Genomic DNA, 22,030 nt, shown 5'->3' on the forward strand with positions numbered 1-22,030 from the left:
TCCATGGGCTTACCTGCTTTTCATGTACTTTCTTCGCCTTTATTGGTACATCATCCACCGGATCATCTGCTTTTCATGTACTTTCTTCGCCTTTGTTGGTACATCATCCAGAGGTTTCCCTGCTTTTCATGTACTAACTTCTCCCTTGTTGGTACATCATCCATCGGCTTCCCTACTTTTCATGTACCTACTTAACTCCCAAAGGTACAGAACCTTCAACTACCATGTTGGTCACTTTCCCGTAAATGTCACATAAGGGGTCGACTGGGCTGTCGTAGCATTAATTCTTACACTCTTTTGTTTACCAAAACAAAAAAGACTTGCGAAGGGTTTTGATAAATCCCTCTGCAGCCTTTTCTAGTATAGTCTAAGACTTCTTTTTCGCTTTTGATCGAATATCCAGGAGTTTGTTTTTCAATTCGTTTTCCATAAGAACAAGTTCTTGTTCGACTTGTTCGCGCTTTTGGCGGCCATCTTGTTGAATTTGTAACGTTTCTTCTAGAGTCTCAATTAAATTCTCCTGGGTTTTCTTTAAGGTTTCGATATCAACCAGTCCACGCTCGTTTTCTTTTGCTGCTGAAATAGTGTTTTGCTTTAACATCTCAGAGTTGCGAAGCAAAAGTTCGTTGGTTGTTTCTGAAACATTTCTTTGCGTGTCTACTGCTTTTTGCTGGTTGTATAATGAAACTGCAATAACTAATTGGTTCTTCCAAAGAGGAATAGCCGTTAGGATGGAGGACTGAATCCTTTCCACAAGTGTCTGATTTGTATGCTGAATCATTCGGATTTGTGGTGCCATTTGCAATGTTATTTGCCGGCTTATTTTTAAATCATGAGTTCTTTTTTGTAAACGGTCGGCAAATTGCATCATATCACTGACTGCTTGAACATCCATTTGGTTATTAGTGGATCGTGCTTTTTTCTCTAATTCAGGAACTAATATATTTTCAATGTCGTCCAATTTGTGTTCTGCCGCAGCAATATAAACATTTAGGGCTTGAAAGTAATCTTTATTTTTATCATAAAGAGATTCCAACATGATATTGTCGCGTTGCAGCACCTTTTTAAAGCTTTCGAGCTGATCGGCAATTTTATCGATTTCAAAGCCGATTTTTCGGTATTTGGCAAAAAGTTGATTAACGGAGTTATTTACTGAACCAAACAGTTTTCCAAAGAAACCCTTTTTCTGAGGTTCTAATTCTCCTGGTTTCACTTCTTTAATTTTCTTCATTAAATCGGATACTACTTCTCCCACAGGGCCGGCATCCTTAGCTTGAACATGTGAAAGAATGGAATTTGAGAAGCTTGATAGCTCGTTTTGAGCAGTAATACCATAGGAAGATATAGCTTGTTGATCGGTTGGATCAATTTGCTTCGCTATTTCCATCGCTCTTAATTTAAGATCTTCAGATAAAGTATCCATTACTTTCTCTTTATAGGGCGCTGCTTCTTTTTCTTGTTGTGGAGCAAGTTCATGTTCCAGTGTTGGAGTAGAAAAAGGATTATTCAAAAGATCATTTAAAGTATCTTGTTTCATTTTTTCTTCTAATTTTTCATCGTTTTTCATTATTTCACCTCATAAGCTACTTCTTTTCTATGGTAAGTGTATTTTGATTCATAAGTTTAATTTCTGTATTCAAGTTATGCATATCCCCCGAAAGAACCGTCATTAGTTCTTTTTCCATACTGCGTTCTAGCTGTTTTAGAGTATTCTCAGTTTCTCTTAAGGCAGCTGAAACTTCATGTGTGCGGACGGGCTGAGAAAGTAGGTGCACGTACTTTTCTGCAATAATAGCAGATGAATCGAGATGTTGTTGGATAAACTTTTGAGCGGTACGATATCGTATAGGTTCATTTTCTACCATTTTAATAACCTTTAAAGATATTTTGTAAAGCTTGGTTATATTTTGATATACAAAAATAGAACGAACTTTGAATCGAGTGCTATTCAACTTTTTGACTTTCACCTTGGCTTCTCTAATTTGTGCAAGAACATACTTTTTTTCTTCGCGCTCTATCTTGTCTATTTCATCATTGGGCAGTAATTTCCTTTTTAACAGAACATGACTAAGCAAGAAAACACCAGTAGCTCCAAGTAGTGCGAAGACTATTTGATTGCTTATGGCAAAGAAAATAAGAACAAACGTAACAATGGATATATTGGTGGAAGCAATAAAAATAAAAGCTTGTTTAAAAAATCGTTTCAACTCTCACCACTCCTTAGCCTGTTTTTCAGGCTTCCTTGGTATTGATACTATTTTATACGATTAGAATCGCAAAAGGTTTCATTTATACTCTTACTTCTATTATATATGATGAAAGCCATAAGAAAAAGCCTAACCATTAGTGAGTTTCACTAGGGAAAGGCTGGGAGATGAAAATTTAAGTTTCTAGATACCTATTGATACATATTTAACTTCAAGATATTCTTCTAAACCATGGTGCCCACCTTCGCGGCCAATTCCGCTTTCTTTTATTCCACCAAATGGTGCTTGTGCGGAAGATGGCGCTCCATCATTCACTCCTATAATTCCGTAATCTAATTTTTCCGACACTCGGTACACTCTTGCTATACTTTCTGTATAAAAATATGCGGCTAGACCATAAGGGGAATTGTTTGCTCTTTCTAGCACTTCTGTTTCTTCTTTAAATGTACTGATTGGTGCAACCGGACCAAATGTTTCTTCATGCATGCATAGCATATCATCCGTGACATTGGTGAGTACGGTAGGCTCAAAAAGCGTGTTATTGATCACTTCTCCTCCATATGATACAACCGCTCCCTTCTGCTTGGCATCCATTATATGATTTTGAACTTTTTCTAATGCATCACTGTCAATTAGTGGACCTATTTCTGTTCCTCTCTCCATTCCATTTCCTATTTTCAGCTTGGAAACTTCTTTAATAAATAGAGAGGTAAAGTCTTCTACTATATTTTCATGCACATATATTCTATTGGCACATATGCACGTTTGACCTGCATTACGAAATTTAGATGCTATTAAACCTTGAACAGCCTTTTTCAAGTTTGCATCTTCAAAAACTATAAATGGGGCGTGTCCGCCTAATTCCAATGATAGGTTTTTCACTGTATCTGAAGCCATTTTCATTAATTTCTTTCCTACTTCAGTAGAGCCGGTAAATGTCAGTTTTTTTACTTTTGTGCTGTTCATTAACGTTTTTCCAATCGTACTAGATTTCCCCGTGATTACCTGTAGAACACCTTTAGGAATCCCTGCTTCATGAGCATACTTTGCAAGTAGTAGCGCTGTTAGAGGTGTTTGGCCCGCAGGTTTTACAATGACAGTGCAACCTGCTGCCAAGGCTGGTGCTACCTTTCTTGTAATCATGGCTGCCGGAAAATTCCAAGGAGTAATAGCGGCCACCACACCCACCGGCTGCTTTTGAACCAAAAGTCTTTTATTAGAATGAGTTGCTGGTATTGTTTCGCCGTACACCCTTTTTCCCTCTTCCTTGTACCACTCAACAAAACTGTTCGCATACATAACCTCACCAAGTGCCTCTTTAAATGGTTTGCCCTGTTCTTTTGTCAATGTTTCGGCTATTTCTTTTTTATTTTCATCTAATAAGCGACACCATTTCTCTAAAAGCTCTGCTCTTTCATATGCAGTAGTTTCTCTCCATGTATGAAATGCTTCTGAAGCATAATCGATTACTTCATAAAGCTGGTCTTCCTCAATACTTGGAACGGTTGCTATGGCCTCCCCAGTTGCTGGGTTTATCACCTGTATTTCCTCTGATCCATCCTTCCATTCTCCATTTATGTACATTGAGTATTTCTCCATATTTCGCCCTCCTATTTTACTCACATTTCTATGCTGTTGATTATATATTCATTGTGCTTAATGTATTCCCCTTTTTTATAGCAAAAAAACACCTAGACTTAAGGTGTTTTTTGTACTGGAATTGCTATTTCCTGTCTTAAAATTTTAAAAGCATAAATGATAACCAATGTTAAGGAAAGAAACCCGAAAATCAACGCCATCACCTGTAATCCGATGGTATCAAGAAATAAACCAGTGCATAAGAGGACAACCTGAAATAAGACTCTGTCAAGCATATTTCGGAAGGAGAAAAATCTTCCGTGATATTCTTTTGGTATTTTTGTTTGGAAAATTGTCGCAGCGATAGGAAAAAAACACCCTACAGCCAAGCCAAAGACACCAAAGGAAATCAGTGACATCATTTTAATATCAGCAAAAAATAAAGAAAGATGTGCAACACCAATTAAACTTGCGAAAAGAAACATAAGCTGAATCATGTTTTGTTCATTGGAGATTTTTTTCACAGCGAACGCTCCAATCATAAAACAGACACCTTCCACAGTGTAAATTAAACTTTTAATCGTTTGATCATCTTGTATTTCGCTAATATTGATTACCATCAGATTGAAACCGCCAATAAATAATATCGGCACAATGGTCAGGATTAAAACAGTTAAGGCAATTGGAGTATCTTTGAGAACAGGTAAAACTTCTTTGAAGCTCCCCGAACCCTTTCCACCCTTTATTTGACCATTAGCTGTTTCTTCTTTAAAATCAAGAAGAAAAGTTAAGAGAAAGAGAACACCATAAGCTACCATCGATGCTAAATATAACGAGGTTAAACTCACTATAATTAACATTGCTCCTGCAAGAGCGGTACCTGCTATTCTGGAAACGGTGGATACATTCATATGGACACCGTTCATTTCCAAAAGATCTTTATCTGCTACAACTAACGGAATTGCGGTTTGTAATGCAGGAAAATAAAAGGCAGCTGAAATTTGGATAGTAATCATAAACAAGATCATTAAGAAGATGGACTGATATTCAATAGCTAAAAACATAAAACAAACACTGAACATTCGGCCAAGGCCCGAGTATAACATAACCTTCTTTTTGCTATATGAATCAATGATTTTACCAGCCCATGGCCCTACCAGTACACCAGCAAGTAAACCAACGAACAAGATAAGTGCTTTAGCGAAGTCTGAGGGTACGTGTGATTGCATGAACTCTAGATTTCCAATGATACCTGTCCATAGGCCAATGCCAGCGATAAACTCGCCCACCAAGATAATCCAGACATTTTTGTTTTTCCACATGGATGTGTACTCCGTTCTACTTTTAATAGGCTTTGAAAAGTTAATTAGTTGTTGAATGTGAATGTTCCAATACTAAATTCAAGAGGTAAAATTTCTGTGATATGCAATTATTTTAAGGAGAATTCCAACCACAAAATCGGTGATTTACAGAGCCATTTCAATAAGTAAAATCATACCATGCTCGAAAGCTTTTCGCTACACGAAATTTTATATTATTTAGCACGACTATATTCTATATGAGTTCTTTGATAACCAATTCCTTTTTCTCCATATAACTTAATCCAGACACCTATTAGTAAGGTAACCCAAGCAGCACCGGCAGTAAAACCAGCAAGTACGTCTAAAGGATAATGGACTCCTAAAGATATCCGGCTTAGTCCTATAAGTAGGATTAAGATTACTGTGAAAAAGGTTATAAATAATTTTATCTTATGGAACTTAGAGATTGCTATAAATAAAATTGCAATTATACTGTAAAAGGCAAAAGAATTCATGGAATGACCGCTTGGAAAACTGTAGAAGCTCGCGTACTCCAAATGCTCTAGACTTGGTCTGTCTCGAACATAAATACTTTTCAAGATTGTGTTAAATAACCTTACACCTAATAGATTTATCCATAGTAACATAATTGGATGATAATATTTCTTATACAATAAAAAAACAGTTAGAACAATCAAAGCTGGGTAAAAGAAATTTCTCGATCCTAAAAAGGAGAAAAAAATAAAAAATCCATCTACTTCTCCGTACCGGTACAAAGCTTCACCAATATTACCATCCAGATTCTCAACCCCCTTGAATGTAAGGCTAAAACCAATGGTAAAAAAGAACATACTTAATAAAAAGCTAGTAATAAACAGTTTCTTAGGCTGAAAAGTCAAATAAATTTCCTCCATTTCTGTAAAAAAAACTAACCCTGACTATGTAATGCTTCATAGTTAGCGTTAGCTTAAATGAAAAATTTATAAACTTTTCAACAATAGCTTTTTCAGTAGTGGAAATAAGACATCAGGTAGTTCTCCTATATCTGGTACGAGAATACTATATTTTCCATACATATTTTGGATCGTTTTTACCTGACTTTCTTCAATTTCCCCATTTGCCAAGAAAACATTGATTACTTCGATGCCTTTTTTCCTAGCCTCTGTTACTGCTTGATGGGTATCTACTATTCCATTTTGTTCGTAATTCATTGCTGCAGGTTCTCCATCAGAAAAGACCAACAAGAATTTTTGTTTTTCATTCCTAAGGCTCACTCTTTTTGCCATATGGCGGATTGCATAACCGTCTCGATTGTCCTCTTCAGGCTCTAATTGAAGAATTTGAGGACCGGAACTGCGTTCTCTACTAGAAGAGAAATCAATGACCGTTTTAAAATAATTCGGCTGGCTTATGGCCGTAGCATCATTCGTATCTTCCCAAAAACCTACTACTTCATGAGGAACATTTACTGATTTAAGTGCTTCATGAAACAGAGTGATTCCAAATTTCGTTTGTGTCATTTTGTCATGCATTGATGCAGAACAATCTACAAGCAAGGAAAATACAGCATCTATTTCTATAGAAGGGTTGTCTTTCTTATAAAACATTTTTGGATTATCCTCAATAAACCAAGGTAACAATTTTTTGCTTAAACGCCCAAAAGCTAAATCGCTTCTGGGAAGAATTTTCTTATGTTCTAATGTTTTTTGAATCAACTGCTTTAGTTTTTTCTGATAAGAAGAAACAAATAGCTTATATTCCTCATACTCTCTCTTATGTTCTAATGGGACAGGTGTAGGACTGAGAAAGATTGAATAGGCAAATTTATTTTCTTTGCCAAACTCAGTGGAAGTTCCGCCTTCTTTTTTCTCTTCCTCATGAACGGTGTCCATTGCTTCGAATTGGGAATAGTCGTTTTTCTTTGTTTGTTTACTTGCCCCCTGGACAACCCCCATTGCCTGATCTCCGTCTTCTCCTTCTCGCCCGCCTTCTCCCATCAGGTCCATTTTCGTACCTTGTTCCAAATCAAACTGTAAAAAACTGTTTGAATTAGCCTCAGATTCTCTGTGCCATGTCGGCATTTTTTCTTCATGTATGTCTTCCTCTGAGGATTTGTCCTTTTCTTTTTTATCATTATTCTTTAAAGGGCTTTTTCTTTTCAATTCATCAAAAGTCAAACCTTCACTCATTTCTTCAAACTCTGTGAAGTCCGGCAATTGAAAGTACATGTTCAGCATGTCTTTCTCGAGAAATTCTTCTAATACTTCTAGGATAATATTGCAAATCTTTTCAATACTATTTGTAGACTCGGCAAGATAGGCTTTGGATGCCTCCTCCCTAATGAAAGGAAGTGCCAGATCAATCGGTTCAGTTATATGTGGAATTTCCTCTAATGGGTTATCTGTTGTTAATAGTAAAAAGAGCAGATTGTACAATGCGTCACATGAAATATTTCGGTCTAAGTTTACTTTCAGCTGACTTCTAAAGTATTTTTGATATTCCGATCTTCTTGTCATAAAAGTAGCTATCATGCCAGGTCTTTCGCGTTTGCAGATTTCTTCAAGCCTCAAATCCTCTAATAGCATGAAAAGCTGACGGGCAAAGCTGCTTAGATTAGTATTCTTATGTTTTACCACATACCGTTTTACCACTGTAAAATCTGTATGTGGAATGGTTCCCACACTTCGCAAGTATACATCACTTTTTAATCCTTCTACCTTTTCATATGGCGGATGATTGTCCCAGAATAAACTGATAAACAACTTATTTTGGTAAGGATTATAGTAGGATTTATAGGCATAGTCAACTTCTAATTGCCCTTTTTTAGACAAAGAAACTGCCAAGTCTGCAAGCTCCATAAATAAAAACGAATCAATCTTTTTATCATTAAAGACAATTGGCCTCAATGTTTTTCCCTCATTTGAATAAAGTTTGCGCAACATTCATGATTGCTGCTTTTTCCCGTTCATCTTCTAGTTTTTCCACTATTCCTCGCTTGATCGCTCGAAGGGGTGGCAAATAGACGCTTAAGTCACAAGTATCTAATAAGGCTCTGACGGATGCGGCCTCTTCGGATAATTGTCCGTTTTTTACGAGTGCAATCAGATCTGAAGACAGGGTAACATATTTCATTAACATCTGCTGATCCTTTAAAAGTGATTGCTCCTTAAGCACCTGCAATAAAACTTCTCCCTGTATATATGGAACATCTATAACAACAAACCTATTTTTTAATGCTTCATTTAGTGGTACCGTCCCTACATATCCCTCATTTATTGCGGCAATTACACCAAAGTCCTTGTTTGCTGTGACTACCTCTCCTGTAAATGGATTGGTAATGGTTTTCCGGTAATCAAGCACACCATTTAGTATAGGGAGTGTTTCAGGCTTAGCCATGTTCACTTCATCAATATAAAGTAGGTGACCTTTTTTCATTGCTTCTATAACAGGGCCAGGTACAAACTCTATGGATGCTTTGCCCTCCACGTTCTGAATCGTTTTAAATCCCAATAATGCCTCTGCATCTAAATCCACCGAACAATTGATGCTATGCATTGGCTGATGAAAAATAGCTGACAACGTTTCAGCTAACTTTGTTTTTCCAGAACCTGTTGGTCCCTTTAGCAAAACGTTTTTCCCGAGCGACAAAGAAATTATTGCATCAAACAGCAGGCTATCATCAACAGCTGTGAAGCCTTTCTTGCCGATTAAGCTCGAATGAGTATGTGTTAACGCATTTTGATTAATTTTCTCTTGGACATTAATTGGCAAATTATTCATTGTAAACAAATTATTTAGCTCCTTTTATAAGCATTAAATGTATTATTATTTAGTATAAACATTAATTAGAAAAAAGCTGCTGACAGAGTTAGTCAACAGCTTTTTATTATAACAATATTTATTATAGTCTTAAAGGATTAAGGTTTGACGCATTGACTATTTTATACTGTCTACTTCTTTAATAACTTTGTTCTTACCTGATACAATCCAACCTCCTGCAGCAATCCCGATTAAGACAATCCAGAACATTGTCTTAAATAATGGGGAATGAGGGAAATGGTATGGTAATACTCCTACACTTGGATGTGCCAGGGTAAAAATCAAAAGCTTAAACCCTCCCCAACCTACAATAAGGAAAGCTGCTGTCTCTAAACTTGGGCGTTCTTTTAATAGTTTAACAAACAAGGTAGCAGCAAATCGCATGATAACTACCCCGATAAATCCACCAAGGAAGATGATGATAAACTGACCGCCATCAATACCTCCAATTTGAGGTAAATTAGTCTTTGGAAGTGTTAATGCTAAAGCAAATGCTGCAAGAATAGAATCCACTGCAAATGCAATGTCAGCAAGTTCTACTTTCAAAACAGTAAACCAAAATCCTGATTTTTTTTCTGGTTTGTCTAGTGCTGCTGCATGTTCTGCTCTTCTCACAACTATCTTCCGCCAAATATGATTTAATGCAATAAACAATAAGTATGCTGCACCTAGAGCTTGCACCTGCCATATAGTAACAATAAAAGAAATGACAAATAAAGACCCTAATCTAAATACAAGTGCACCTGCCAAACCATAAAATAAAGCGCGCTTTCTTTGTTCTTCTGGTAAGTGCTTAACCATGATGGCTAAAACCAATGCGTTATCCGCCGCAAGTATACCTTCAAGTCCAATGAGGACAAGGAGTACCCAGCCATATTCTAATAATAATTGAAGTTCCATCTCTTCTATTCTCCTCCTCATACAAAAGCTATTACCTAGGCAAAGGTCTTTTCATTAAGCTCTTTTCGTAAAGATTGTTGCTTTAAGCAACAATCTTTGCGAAAACAGCCTTTCATTAAACATAAAAAGACCTTTGCCTAGAACTGTCTCCAGTTCAGGCAAAGGTCTTGCTAACAACATGAAAGTTGCCAATAAAGCCGGTGACTATTTAAAGTCACGTAATGACGGCAATATTGTTTTCATAGCTACTCCCCTTTGACGGGCTTGTAAGTAATTTGGTATATTAATATATTCCTATTTTAGTGACAGACCAACAAACTGTCAAGCTAAATTTTCACCAACAGTTAGCAAGGCAATTCCATCTGGATGTATACCAGCTTTTATTTTATCGATTTCTTCTAATGTATTCATATCAATAATAGAAATGTCATTTGTTTTGTTATTTGCAACATAGGCTATTGTACCGTCCTTATTGAAAACAGTCCCTCCAGGCCATACTCCAACACGAATCCTTTTAATCTCCCAAGGCTGAACCGTTCCATTTAGTTTATGTTCCGTATCAATGATCGAAAGGTCTCCGGATTCTCTATTCGGGATCAGAGCAAACCTTCCATCTGGAGAAAAGACAAGCCTAACAGGAATACTACCAATCCGACGTTTAAATTTAATTTCATAGGTTTCTGTATCGATCACATACAGTGTTCCATCTTCTTGATTTGCAACGTATAGATCTTTTCCATTAGGATGTGCTGCCATTCCCTCTGGACCCTTTCCTACAGGAAAATGACTCAGTATCTCTTCCCTATCATTATCGATTACAGTCACATTATGACTTCCTATGTTCGGTATGTATACTTTGTTTCCGTCTGCCGACAGGGCTACCATATGTGAATGTTTCTGGTTGGTGGAAATAACTTTAGTAATTTCATCTGTTTTTGTGTTAATGATAAATACCTTTTCACTATAGGTAGAAGCCAAATATAACTTTTTACCATCCTGTGATAAACCTAAACCATGAGGAAACTGAAAATCCGGGTGTTCTATTCTTTTTTCTATTTCAAATGTTTCATTATTTAAGATATTTAACTTGTTACCTTGAGAGCATGTTATATACGTCTTCTTACCATCTTGGGACACTATAAGTTCATGGGGATTAAAATCTGTTTCTATTCTTCTGACCGTTTCCTTTGTTTCTGTTGAGATAACGGATACAGTATCTTCATCTTTATTTAACACTAATAAATATTCATTCATGCAAAAGTCACTTCCTTATAAGTTATCATCGTACCTTTTAAACTATATCATATTATTTAAAATACAAACATTATTCAGACTTTTATATAAGATATAACCTACCGGAACAATCCAAGTTAAACAAAGGAGCCTCCTTTAAAAAGGTGTGTTATAATCACATAGATTATGACTAAGCTGAAGGATTGTGGCGCAGAATGAACCAAGTTTTTACCTATCAAGAAAGAATCAAATTATTTATTAAAATTGTCATTCCTATACTGGTTACTCAACTTGGACTTTTTTCCATGAATTTATTTGATATTATGATGACAGGAAATGTGGGGCCGAGCGATCTAGCGGGTGTAGCGATAGGCTCCGGATTATGGGTACCCATTTACACAGGCTTAAGCGGTATACTTTTATCCATCACACCTATAATTGCGCATCTAGTAGGAGCAAAGAAAACAGAAAGTGTTCCTTTTTCAATTACTCAAGGGATGTATGTTGCACTTGCCATGAGTTTGATAGTGTTAGGATTAGGCGCTGTATTAGTTCAGCCTATTTTACAAGGAATGAATTTAGAGGAAGAAGTCCGCTATGTAGCTAAGTACTATCTGGTTGCATTAGGATTTGGAGTTATCCCTCTTTTTGGCTATACTGTCCTGCGCTGTTTCATTGATGCGCTTGGTCATACGAGAATTTCGATGATCATTACTCTCCTATCTCTTCCTATTAATATAGTTCTAAATTATATACTTATTTTCGGTAAGCTTGGACTGCCTGCTCTTGGTGGAATAGGATCAGGGATAGCATCTGCTATTACTTATTGGTTAATTATGCTAATCTCCTTGTATATCGTGCTAAAGAAGAGACCTTTTACTCAATTTCAACTCTTCCAAAAGCTATACCCTATATCCTTAAGCAAATGGAAAGAGATCCTTGTGATTGGAGTGCCAATCGGGTTGTCAATATTTTTTGAGACAAGCATTTTTTCTGCTGTTACGTTATTAATGAGCTCTTTTGATACAGTGACTATTGCATCTCATCAAGTGGCATTGAATTTTGCATCTTTACTCTATATGGTCCCACTTAGTATTTCGATGGCATTAACGATATTGGTCGGCTTCGAAATTGGTGCGAAAAGAATTAAGGATGCTAAACAATATACACTTATCGGGGTTATTGCAGCAGTGCTTCTTTCATCTGTATGTGCTATTTTGCTTTATATCTTCAGGTCTGAAGTAGCATCATTATATACAAAAGATCCAGAAGTGATAACATTAACGACTTCCTTCCTTCTTTATGCAATTTTCTTTCAACTTTCAGATGCAATTGCAGCTCCAATCCAGGGAGCATTGCGAGGATATAAAGACGTTAATATAACATTTCTATTAGCATTAGTGTCTTATTGGTTTATAGGTCTACCAGTTGGTTATCTGTTAGCCAATTATACGAGCTACGGAGCATTCGGTTATTGGATAGGACTAATCATTGGACTTGCTGCAGGTGCCATAGGCTTAACATGGCGCTTGTTAAAGATACAAAAAATCTATCAATTAAAAAACGCTGCAAACTAGTTTTTGCCTTTTGAATCAGAGTATTCTTATAGGAATATTTGAAGGAATATGTAGTTATTTGTCGAAAAAAGTAGAAAGATAATTAAACTACTTTTTTTGAGGAGAACTTATATGAATAAAGCTGATGCTACTAAAGTGTGTTCTGTACTCGATTATTTTCAAAGGGAATTTAATATATTAATGGAACTTCTATCTACTTACAACCACTCTGAATATGGAGAGAAAGCTACTATTCAAAACCATGTAAAAAAGCAATTCCAGCATATAAAAATTGAATTAAAGAAACAAATTAAAGTACTAATTGAATTTGATTCCAATATTTTAGTAGTGGACTACCTTCTTCCACCACTCTGTGTAGCCTTTGCATATTTGCAGGATGTTGGTCTAAATCGAATTAATCCAAATAGTATCCATAAGGTTTCTCAATTAACAGTTAAAGCGAATGATTATTTAACAAAATACTATGCTCAACTAAAAAATGAACATTTGCAAAAATGAATCCAATTACTGGTATTAGAATATGTGCTGCTCATTTGATTTTAAAAGACCAGTTTTCTCAACTTACTTTGAAAAAGGTAACATTTAAACCCATCCTTATATTTTTATTGAGGATGGGTCTTTCATTTACTCTAAAAAAATATATTCATTTCTTACGCCCAATTGCTGAATAATGTTGAAAAATGCGAAAGAGCTGCAATATATGGAACTTCAGTTATTTTACTAAAACACCTGATAGTTTAATTATACTTATCCTTTCGTGAGTAAATTGATATTAACAAACTTATGAAAAGACCTATCGTTAAAAAAATAAGTAACAAGGATGAATGAACATCGTTCCACATAAGTTTAATAATCGCAAACAATAGTATGGCAACTAAGTATGGAATAAACAATAATCTAAAATGTAATTTCTTTTCACTTTTTTCCACTAAAGAAACACCCCCATTTTTAAAAATATACACAGTCTTAAATTGAATTCTATTATTCTGTTAACCTATTACTGAATAAAGTTCAATCTGGACTCTTCCGCTAAACTGCCAATTACTTTATGTAGAAACCTTCATAATCTCTTCTTAATTTTAACATAGATATCCAATTTTCTTTTAAGTGGTGTTCCACTATCTGACCCTAAAAATAAAAAGAGCGCTGATCCCTGTTCTGGGATAGCGCCCGTCAGCTGCACAATGGTCTTCCTATTTATGTACTGATTTTTTGAGTCAACTAAGATACTCTCTCCATTCACTCCAAACTTTCATATAGCTACTAAAATCCTCAGGATGTACTTTAATGCATACACCAATACGGAAATACAGTTGAAAAATCACCTCATCTACAAGGCGTTCTTTTGTGAAAGGTGCATTGTCTTTCCATAGTGCAAATAATCGAAGCAGCGTTTCAATATTCAGGCTATCTGGAGATGAGCAGAAAGCATACGTAAAATCATATAACACTTAAGTATATTGTATTTATCTCATCTTCAATAATTTCACCATTTACACATTTAACAATATAAGATTTTGCTTTTGGTCTAGAGCTAACTGAATTAGATAGTGTTTCATTAACAAAATGAAGAGCTGCACCATCATCAACTGCGTATCCTTCTTTCATTTTTCCTTCTAAGACTAACTGGTGATATGAAGACCTTCTTTTATTCTCCCCATCATAATGCGGACATTTACTTCCCTTCAAAAAGCCTAAACATTCAAGTTTATACAACGGTGCATTTAAGGGGTCTGTTAATCCTTCTTCAAACCAACATATTGCACCAGCACTTAGTCCAGCAAGTATAATTCCTTTTTCATAAGCCTTTTTAAGAACTTGGTCCACTCCCCATTCCTTCCACAAAAGAAGCATATTTCTGGTATTTCCTCCTCCAACATAAATAATATCTTGCTCAAGAATAAATTTTTCTAAGTCTTTAAAATCCGGTAAAATCCGGTTCAAATAAAGATAAGTGTGAAGGAGTGCAAGGAAGAAGCTTAAATGCTTTATAAAATCTTTCTATATAATTTGATTGGTCTCCGCTAGCGGTTGGAACAAAACACACCTTGGGTAAGTCTTTTTTTATTTGAGCTAAAATATATTTATCAAGTAGTAGGTTTTCTGGTTCCATAGAAAAACCCCCACCACCCATTGCAATAATCTGTCTCAATCTTTCACCCCATCTGTATGAATTTCATAATAATTACAGTAATCATGATTTCCATACTCTTTTTTTATCGCTACTTAACTTAATACCAATTATTTCAAATCCATACCATTAACTCAATAATAATTTCACAAAAAAAGAAGCTTACATTGTTCCATATAAGCTCCAGATTGCTGAAGACTCGGACTCAAGATATCTCTTTTTTTCTAAGACTATTTGTAATATGCTTAAGAATAATTTATGTTATCATTTTAATATAAATATCAATAAAGGAGCCTATTTACTATTATGCAAACAATTCAAGCTAAGGTAGAAGTTACTCTTAATGATTGCGTGCAAATGATGAGACATAACCCTGCCACAAGGTTTGGTTACTGGTTGCTAGTTTTAAGTTTCCCTCTTCCTGGAATATTTGGTTATTATTTAGCAAGAGATGCTATTGTAGAATCAGCAACCAGTGCTAAACATCTTGCTAAACTTAACAATGATTATATTTTGCTTACAATTATTATAAGTATTGCTTGGCTTGCATTAATAATATTTTCGTGGAGATTTGTGGAAAAATATCTCGGGTCTACGATGTATGAAACTCACAAAAAGAAAAATGCTATGTTTCTCAATATACTTTTTGATAAGGACAGTCGAAAATTTATCTTTAATGGTAGGGATAAGGAAAAATATAAAAATAACCCTAAAATAAAAATTATTGCAACACCTGATAACTACATATTTTATTTAGGAAGAGGACTATATCCAGGTAAACTATTCCTGCCGAAAAATCGAGTTGAATCACAAACATTAATTACTCAAGAAATCATTCGTATATTAGATAAAGAAGAGAATATTTCAATTAAACATAAAAAAAAATGACATTGAATTGACGCTCTGAACAGAAGTAAAAAAGGTTCAGTTTTCAGTCTTAATTTAAATCCTGCTAATTCTTAAGAAAGGAAAGGAGCGATTCACTATGCAGCAATCGCTCCTAGATAATTGAATAACTAAGGCTTACCTATTTACTGGATATATTTTAATTATATCCTCTAATTCTTTAATCAAATTCTCTAGATAAGATTGGTTTGATACAAATTCGAATGTTAGTACTGCACCACTTCCTGCTGGATACCAAGTCTCTCCAGACCAATCAATATGCCCTAACTTATTCATTACACCTTCAAAATGTATAAAGCTATCTAAATTTTTCAAGATAGCTTTTCCCGATAAATGCTTATGCATCAACTTTAAGTCACTAACAAATCCCTAATATCATCTGTTCTTAAACTTGCATTAAAATCAACATAATACCCTGGAATTTCAACTTTCACATTTGAAATAACCCAATTCCCATCCCAATAATCGGAACTGTCTGGATGTTCACGACTTAACACTTCTATTTCTACTTTAGTTTTCTCTCCTAATAGTCGGAACTTCACTTTACCACCTCAAACTTTCAACCTTTTAACTTGAGTCCTTGTTGAATTGCCATTTTTTGTCTATATTTCCTATTTAGTGGAATAAGGCTTAATCTGCCTTATTAATGTAATTGTGTAATCTTTGATATTCATCTAAAGGAAATTCATAATTTACCCACGATTTTTTATACCCCTTTATCCCGTGCTTTTTTAACAATTTACTTATCGATTTAACAACAACAGTTAATAAATCATCTAATAAGCATTGTTCTTGAAATACAACTGCTTCATTTTTATTCACAATAGTTATAAATACATTTTTGTCATCTTGCGTCTCAAATTTCCAAACTGTTCTTTCAGGTTCTTGCTCCATAATAAAGGAACTTTTTTTCTGAGGATAAGGAACACATTTGGGAGTAATTATTAATAACGATTTTAACAAATCATTTAATGCATCCGTTAAATAACTTGCAATAAAATTAAACTTTTTATTATTTATTTTAAGATAGCCCCTTGCCCACCCAGTACCTGATAACTGATAATCAAATTCCATAAAATCCTCCACAGTTCCTTATTCAACAATCCTGCCCGATTGCTTAATACCAATTATTTCAAAAACAAGTGATAAACTCAATCTTTTATTTTCATTAAATATAAAAAATCACGCTCAATCTCGAACGTGATTTTTAAAAGTATTTGCTGTAGAGATCTTTTCGTAACTTCCCACTTAGCTGAGCATAAATTCTCGTTGTTTCGCTTTTTTCATGGCCTAATAAACTCTGTATTACTTCTAGGGGAGCCCCGTTGTTAATCATATGTGTAGCGTAGCTATGCCTTAGCTGATGTGGATGAATGCTCTTTTTAATCCCTGCTCCAGATGAAATACGCTTAATGATGTATCTTATTAAGTCGATACTCATTCTTCTCTTAGGTCTTCTCTCCGTTATGAACAAACACGGGTCCTGATCATCTCGCTCATCGAGATATCTCATCAACCACAAGGAGCAACGAGTATTAAAATAAACCTCCCGTTCTTTATTCCCTTTTCCATGAACGATGACCGAATTTGAGGCGAAATTGATATCATCACGATTAAGCTTAACAACTTCGCCAATACGGCAACCAGTTGAATAAAAGAATTCAAACAACGCATTCTCCATAGCATTTTGACAGGATTCACGTAGATGTTCAATTTCAAGTTCAGTGAGGAATTTTGGTATTCGTTTCCCTAGCTTAGGTTCTTTCAACTTAGCTGCAGGATTCTTTTTTATAAACCCTTCGTCATTTGCCCATTTAAATAATGACCTAATACATCGAACTCTATGCCCCAAACTAGAGGGTTTTAAATGTGTGCTTCCCTTGATCAAATATTCTTTTAACTGATCTGTGTTCAGTATGTTCAGGTCGATATCTCCAAAGTAGCGCAACAACATATTATATTGAAAACAATAGGTTTTTAATGTTAGCGGTGAATACCCCTCTATCTTTTTATCAAGCTGGTATTTCTCCCAAACTTGTGACAATAACATCTACACCACTCTCCTAGTTTACAAACCAATTAATCTTAAGAAAAGTATTGACTAGAAAAGTAGGTTTTATACGATTTTATTCAACAATCTAGTGGAATGGTTTAGTTTAGGATAGTACATAGAGGTTGGGAAACATAGGAAAAGGCGCTTTCGCTACTACTTAAAAGCGCCCGATTGCTGAAGATCTTTCTTCTAATTTAATAGTATCGTTGTACTGTGTAGTAAATGAGTTTGTTTATAAGTTTTTATTTTATTGACCCAGATTTTTTAAAGATCTCTATCTTTATTTTAACACCTTCATGGTCTAACGATTTTTTTAACTCATATACTTTTCTTTACTGATAATATTTACTTATTTTTATTTTCATGAATGTTTTTCCATTTTCCTTCTAAATAATTTTGTTAACGTTAGGTAACTAAATTCAAACTAATTCAGGTATTTTAGATAAGTCTTCCACTTTTATTTTATATTTTTCTTCTATTAACTTTTGATGTTTCTTTAGCAATTTAGAAAACACAATGAACAATCGACTTTCCGCTCGGCTCAATCCAACATAATAAATCCTATGTTCCTCATCATTTTCTAAATCAGGGTTGATTAGAAAATCCAACGAATTAGGGATTAATAAAACATTTTCAAATTCGTCACCTTTTGCTTTATGAATAGTACGATGATCACTAATGTCCTCTTTTAAATTTATGCATATTGAGAGATGTTTGTATGAATTAGTATTATAGAAATCTTTAGCCGCACCAGCTTTGAAACCAGCCATTGAAATATGTGGTTTCAAAATATTATAAAACTCCATAATCGCTTTAGATTCATAATTACTATACGTGTTTAATAATACCTGAATTAACGCAATAGATTTGTTAACTTGATCTTTCTCGGATAACCCCGTGAAAAGTACTTTCATTTTTTCTAATGCATTCTTATAATCACCAATCCGCGCAAATTCCACTGACTCTATAGAATTGATTATTATTTTTGGTCTATCCGGATTACTATCAGACTCTTGTAATTTAATTAAAAGTTTAGAATCTATTCCATCTAAAGAAACCATTGACTTCATTGCATTAGCTGTAGAATTATCTCTAGAAAGCGTATGGATTACGGTATCCTCTCCATACAAATCCTTAATTCTTTTATAAGCGTCTATATTATCCCCGATAAATAATACAGGCACATCCTCATCAATATATTTATATTTATCTTGCATAATATCTTTCCGAACAAGATTTAGTAAGTCAATAATTTGATTTGAACTACGCCTATTTTCTAGGATTTGATATTCTGCCATGTTGTCTAATTGGAAGTTATTAAATTCTTCTATATTTGCACCTTGAAAGGCATAAATAGACTGCGCTGGATCACCTATAACACCAACGATTGTTTCCTCTTTTGCTATCAACTTTACGATTTTTGATTGTATAGGGTTTGTATCTTGAACTTCATCTAAGAAGAAGTATGGAAATTTTGCTCTTAAAACTTTTAATATAAATGGATTTTTTGTAATTAATACATAACTAAAAAATAAAACATCATCGTGATCAATCCTACCTTTTGCCCAACTTAACTTTTTATAACATAGCAAATCATCTTCTAAGATTTCCGCTACTTTACTTATAGAACCAGCTTTATCTTTCTTGCCAACTAATTTCAAATACCCATCAGTATCAAACTTATACTCTAAATTCGAAAGCCACACCCATAAAGAGTTTTTCTTAACATCCATAAACAGTAATTGTCTTAACGAATTAGGCGGCTTCAATTCTGATACACGGCAATGATTTTCTAACCAATTTTCAACAGTAGAACGTCGAGGTAATACGGTATCATGTCCATTGACCTTTTCTACATTCACTTCAAATTCATCAGCAATTAGAAATAAATACGGCTTAATAACATGCTTATATAAAAAACTATGAATTGTCGATACTTCTACTCTATTGGCTATATTAGTACCAAGCCTTTTCAAAATCGTTTCAACAGCGATGTTTGTATATGTAACACAAGCTATTTTACGAGTCTTTTGTAATCTTAAAGAATTTTTAACTGTATTTTTTATATGGTTAACTAACCAATGCGTTTTTCCTGCACCTGGCCCGGCTGTAACTTTAAAATGTTGTTCTAACTCAATACAATCGCTAGATGAAATTGTAATCAATTTTCACACACCCATTCTATAGCTTCTTTAATATAGTCTGGGACAATAAAATCTATATAAGCGTCCGTACCTAATCTAGCCAAATTGCCTTCCAATATATATGCTAATTCTAAAGCATTAACACCTTTACCAACCGAATTTAAATATCTAGCAGCTATTAATGCAATTTTTTTATCAACCTCTGTCCAATTTAAATCGCCGTGTTTTAAGGCACCTATAATTCTAACGTTTTCTTTTGAATTACTTAATTGACTATAAAGCTCATCAATTCCTTTTCCTTCCTTAAATAGTTTCATCAAATTTTTTATTTCTTCCTTGTTTGACATTGAATCAGTTACTAATTCTTCAAGTGTTGCGTTGAAACGTGCTAAATCATATTCAAGGGTTTTACCCTGCATTCCATCTTGCAAATAGAATTTTATATTAGATGAACATTCTAATTCTAGCTGATTAATTTTATATTCGTATTTTTCAGGCTCTATATTCATCTCAAATGGATAGCATTTTTTATAAGATGGTTTTTCAGTTGTAATGTCTCTTCTTTCTGGATCCCTATCAGTAATACAAACTACTTTTCTATTAATTGCAGCTGAATTATTTGTGTTAAATAAATTTAAGAAATGATCAAAGTATTTTCCACCTACATTTATTACTGCAACATGATTATCCTCTAGAGACTTCCCTACATATTCGGCAAAAATGGACATTAACAATTGCTCCGCTAATCCTTCTACTAAAATAAGTTTTTCAGCAAAAAGCATATTAGATTTTGTAGCGTCTAAAAATCTTTGTACATACTTTTTACTTTCTTCATTAGTTCCAAAAACTTTACCTGGATAACTAACATGCGTATCACTACCGGCTTTATATAAACAAATTAATTCGTCTAGATTTAATGCTCCCGTTATATGAGTTGAATGGGTTGTTACAAATATTTGACGTACCTTTGTATCTTTTAAATTCTTTTTTAAAAACTTTAATAGCTGTCTTTGCATTGAAGGATGTAAATGCGCTTCTGGTTCTTCTATTACAAGCATCGGAAAGACTTTAGCGTTGTTTCCTAAATACGTTTCGCTCGCATTGACTTGCATTTTTGCCAATAATAAAGACATGAAAATCAAATTATTATATCCAAGTCCATTATGAGTTATAGGCAATTGAATTCCTGTTTGATACTCCACAATTAGTTTAAGCGCTGAATAAAGTTCAATATCGGTGATGCTACCTGCAAAATTTGGCTCTGCATTATCGAAGGATGCACCTATATCTTTTGAATAAGATAAAATTTGTTTCTTCCCTTCTAACATCCTTTCATTCAGTGATTCCATTAACTTCCTTGCTTGTTCTTCGAATTCCATTTTTTTATCTTTAATTTTTCGTTCTTTGTCCTCGTTATCTAAGCCTTCATTAGATTTAATATCAAAGTCCATAAAGAAGTCCAAAACGTTTTTTAACAGCGTATTTTTACCACTAAACATGTCCCTCTCGACATCCCTAATGGCATCTAAAAATTGAAAGTCGAACTTCTTCAAATACTCGCTATCTACTGTAATTTGATTTTCTAAATTTCCACCATAAATTTTGTATGTATATAAACGTAAAAAATTTCTATCGATAATCTCCCAAGCTTCTATTATAGAAGTTGAAGTAGATTGCATTCTTTCGTAATCTTCGTGGTATTTTAGTGGGAGACAAAATTCATAATGTATTTTTGCCTCATAAGGCTCTTCCAACTTAGTTAGCCATTGACTTACAATGACTAAGTCATCTCCCATTAGTTCTTCTTTGTCCTCTTGAGTAAGAGCGATTGAAATATTGACAATAGGGGGCTGTAGTTTCAATTCTTCTAACGAAATTGTTTTATTAAAGTCATCTATGGCTAAATTCTTTTTTATAGATGGATCAAATATCAATGCCATAGCTTTTAATAAATTGGATTTCCCGGCATTATTATGACCGATAATGACGTTTACACCATCGTTAAATTCAATTATATTGGACCTGAAATTCTTATAATTTTTAATTTCTATGTTAGAAATGTACATCCTTCTAACAACTCCTTTCTATTATTGATATTTATCTAATACTCCACTTCTATTATAAGATACATTGTAAATAAATGTTTATAAATAAAAGGAAGCACATCTTAGTTCTCTAAAA

Annotated in this window: 18 protein-coding genes and 1 pseudogene; 3 read left to right on the plus strand and 16 right to left on the minus strand. The window is 34.3% G+C overall.

Going from position 1 to position 22,030, the window contains the following annotated elements:
* Nucleotides 1-367 precede the first annotated feature (367 nt).
* From K9B36_RS09615 to K9B36_RS09655, 9 genes are all read right to left on the minus strand, one after another.
* Nucleotides 368-1,567, minus strand: a complete 1,200-nt coding sequence (locus tag K9B36_RS09615) for a toxic anion resistance protein (protein WP_223701839.1) — start codon at nt 1,565-1,567, stop codon at nt 368-370.
* Between the two features lie 16 nt (nt 1,568-1,583).
* Entirely contained in the window at nt 1,584-2,207 is a 624-nt protein-coding gene (locus K9B36_RS09620; RefSeq protein WP_223701840.1) for a 5-bromo-4-chloroindolyl phosphate hydrolysis family protein, read from the minus strand.
* 183 nt (nt 2,208-2,390) lie between these two features.
* Nucleotides 2,391-3,806 (minus strand): NAD-dependent succinate-semialdehyde dehydrogenase, encoded by a 1,416-nt coding sequence (locus K9B36_RS09625; protein ID WP_223701841.1) that lies wholly within the window; start codon nt 3,804-3,806, stop codon nt 2,391-2,393.
* A gap of 98 nt (nt 3,807-3,904) precedes the next feature.
* Nucleotides 3,905-5,107 (minus strand): MFS transporter, encoded by a 1,203-nt coding sequence (locus K9B36_RS09630; RefSeq protein WP_223701842.1) that lies wholly within the window; start codon nt 5,105-5,107, stop codon nt 3,905-3,907.
* Nucleotides 5,108-5,319: 212 nt separating this feature from the next.
* The gene (locus K9B36_RS09635; protein ID WP_223701843.1) at nt 5,320-5,985 is read right to left on the minus strand and encodes a phosphatase PAP2 family protein; all 666 of its coding nucleotides are present in this window, start codon (nt 5,983-5,985) and stop codon (nt 5,320-5,322) included.
* A gap of 81 nt (nt 5,986-6,066) precedes the next feature.
* Nucleotides 6,067-7,992 (minus strand): vWA domain-containing protein, encoded by a 1,926-nt coding sequence (locus K9B36_RS09640; RefSeq protein ID WP_223701844.1) that lies wholly within the window; start codon nt 7,990-7,992, stop codon nt 6,067-6,069.
* A gap of 10 nt (nt 7,993-8,002) precedes the next feature.
* Nucleotides 8,003-8,866: an ATP-binding protein gene (locus tag K9B36_RS09645; RefSeq protein WP_223702063.1), complete on the minus strand. Its 864-nt coding sequence runs from the start codon at nt 8,864-8,866 to the stop codon at nt 8,003-8,005.
* Nucleotides 8,867-9,022: 156 nt separating this feature from the next.
* Nucleotides 9,023-9,805: a TerC family protein gene (locus tag K9B36_RS09650; RefSeq protein ID WP_223701845.1), complete on the minus strand. Its 783-nt coding sequence runs from the start codon at nt 9,803-9,805 to the stop codon at nt 9,023-9,025.
* Between the two features lie 321 nt (nt 9,806-10,126).
* On the minus strand, nt 10,127-11,059 hold the full coding sequence (locus K9B36_RS09655; RefSeq protein ID WP_223701846.1) for a YVTN family beta-propeller repeat protein: 933 nt from the start codon (nt 11,057-11,059) through the stop codon (nt 10,127-10,129).
* Nucleotides 11,060-11,253: 194 nt separating this feature from the next.
* Here K9B36_RS09655 and K9B36_RS09660 point away from each other — a divergent pair, with 194 nt between their 5' ends.
* Nucleotides 11,254-12,615 carry an MATE family efflux transporter gene (locus tag K9B36_RS09660; protein WP_223701847.1) on the plus strand — a complete coding sequence of 454 codons (1,362 nt, stop codon included), beginning with the start codon at nt 11,254-11,256 and terminating at the stop codon, nt 12,613-12,615.
* Between the two features lie 111 nt (nt 12,616-12,726).
* The gene (locus K9B36_RS09665) at nt 12,727-13,113 is read left to right on the plus strand and encodes a hypothetical protein (protein WP_223701848.1); all 387 of its coding nucleotides are present in this window, start codon (nt 12,727-12,729) and stop codon (nt 13,111-13,113) included.
* 942 nt (nt 13,114-14,055) lie between these two features.
* On the opposite strand, the gene K9B36_RS09670 is transcribed toward K9B36_RS09665, so the two are convergent.
* Together K9B36_RS09670 and K9B36_RS17060 are read right to left on the minus strand one after the other, a co-directional pair.
* Nucleotides 14,056-14,559, minus strand: a complete 504-nt coding sequence (locus K9B36_RS09670; RefSeq protein WP_399201675.1) for a Type 1 glutamine amidotransferase-like domain-containing protein — start codon at nt 14,557-14,559, stop codon at nt 14,056-14,058.
* Nucleotides 14,534-14,728 carry a Type 1 glutamine amidotransferase-like domain-containing protein gene (locus tag K9B36_RS17060; protein ID WP_399201677.1) on the minus strand — a complete coding sequence of 65 codons (195 nt, stop codon included), beginning with the start codon at nt 14,726-14,728 and terminating at the stop codon, nt 14,534-14,536. Before K9B36_RS17060 ends, K9B36_RS09670 begins: the two co-directional genes overlap by 26 nt.
* A 324-nt stretch (nt 14,729-15,052) precedes the next feature.
* Here K9B36_RS17060 and K9B36_RS09675 point away from each other — a divergent pair, with 324 nt between their 5' ends.
* Nucleotides 15,053-15,634 carry a hypothetical protein gene (locus K9B36_RS09675; protein ID WP_223701849.1) on the plus strand — a complete coding sequence of 194 codons (582 nt, stop codon included), beginning with the start codon at nt 15,053-15,055 and terminating at the stop codon, nt 15,632-15,634.
* Nucleotides 15,635-15,769: 135 nt separating this feature from the next.
* Here the strand turns inward: K9B36_RS09675 and K9B36_RS17090 are convergent.
* From K9B36_RS17090 to K9B36_RS09705, 5 genes and pseudogenes are all read right to left on the minus strand, one after another.
* Nucleotides 15,770-16,194: pseudogene (locus K9B36_RS17090) on the minus strand (WapI family immunity protein).
* 88 nt (nt 16,195-16,282) lie between these two features.
* A complete protein-coding gene (locus K9B36_RS09690) occupies nt 16,283-16,726 on the minus strand; it encodes a hypothetical protein (protein WP_223701852.1) in 444 nt (147 codons plus the stop codon).
* Nucleotides 16,727-16,859: 133 nt separating this feature from the next.
* Complete coding sequence (locus tag K9B36_RS09695) at nt 16,860-17,702, minus strand: tyrosine-type recombinase/integrase (RefSeq protein ID WP_223701853.1); 843 nt, start codon at nt 17,700-17,702, stop codon at nt 16,860-16,862.
* Nucleotides 17,703-18,124: 422 nt separating this feature from the next.
* Nucleotides 18,125-19,870, minus strand: coding sequence for a UvrD-helicase domain-containing protein (locus K9B36_RS09700; RefSeq protein ID WP_223701854.1), 1,746 nt, complete (start codon nt 19,868-19,870; stop codon nt 18,125-18,127).
* Nucleotides 19,867-21,915: an ATP-dependent nuclease gene (locus tag K9B36_RS09705; RefSeq protein WP_223701855.1), complete on the minus strand. Its 2,049-nt coding sequence runs from the start codon at nt 21,913-21,915 to the stop codon at nt 19,867-19,869. Before K9B36_RS09705 ends, K9B36_RS09700 begins: the two co-directional genes overlap by 4 nt.
* Nucleotides 21,916-22,030: the final 115 nt, after the last annotated feature.

Origin of the sequence: Sutcliffiella deserti, from assembly GCF_020037475.1 — a bacterium.
Lineage (GTDB): Bacteria > Bacillota > Bacilli > Bacillales > Bacillaceae_I > Sutcliffiella_A > Sutcliffiella_A deserti.

Coding starts and splice junctions, on each gene's coding strand:
- K9B36_RS09690 (WP_223701852.1), bottom strand. CDS start 16,726: ATGGAATTTGATTATCAGTTATCAGGTACTGGGTGGGCAAGGGGCTAT.
- K9B36_RS09630 (WP_223701842.1), bottom strand. CDS start 5,107: ATGTGGAAAAACAAAAATGTCTGGATTATCTTGGTGGGCGAGTTTATC.
- K9B36_RS09675 (WP_223701849.1), top strand. CDS start 15,053: ATGCAAACAATTCAAGCTAAGGTAGAAGTTACTCTTAATGATTGCGTG.
- K9B36_RS09695 (WP_223701853.1), bottom strand. CDS start 17,702: ATGTTATTGTCACAAGTTTGGGAGAAATACCAGCTTGATAAAAAGATA.
- K9B36_RS09660 (WP_223701847.1), top strand. CDS start 11,254: ATGAACCAAGTTTTTACCTATCAAGAAAGAATCAAATTATTTATTAAA.
- K9B36_RS09645 (WP_223702063.1), bottom strand. CDS start 8,866: ATGAATAATTTGCCAATTAATGTCCAAGAGAAAATTAATCAAAATGCG.
- K9B36_RS09705 (WP_223701855.1), bottom strand. CDS start 21,915: ATGTACATTTCTAACATAGAAATTAAAAATTATAAGAATTTCAGGTCC.
- K9B36_RS09625 (WP_223701841.1), bottom strand. CDS start 3,806: ATGGAGAAATACTCAATGTACATAAATGGAGAATGGAAGGATGGATCA.
- K9B36_RS17060 (WP_399201677.1), bottom strand. CDS start 14,728: ATGGAACCAGAAAACCTACTACTTGATAAATATATTTTAGCTCAAATA.
- K9B36_RS09655 (WP_223701846.1), bottom strand. CDS start 11,059: ATGAATGAATATTTATTAGTGTTAAATAAAGATGAAGATACTGTATCC.
- K9B36_RS09615 (WP_223701839.1), bottom strand. CDS start 1,567: ATGAAAAACGATGAAAAATTAGAAGAAAAAATGAAACAAGATACTTTA.
- K9B36_RS09665 (WP_223701848.1), top strand. CDS start 12,727: ATGAATAAAGCTGATGCTACTAAAGTGTGTTCTGTACTCGATTATTTT.
- K9B36_RS09650 (WP_223701845.1), bottom strand. CDS start 9,805: ATGGAACTTCAATTATTATTAGAATATGGCTGGGTACTCCTTGTCCTC.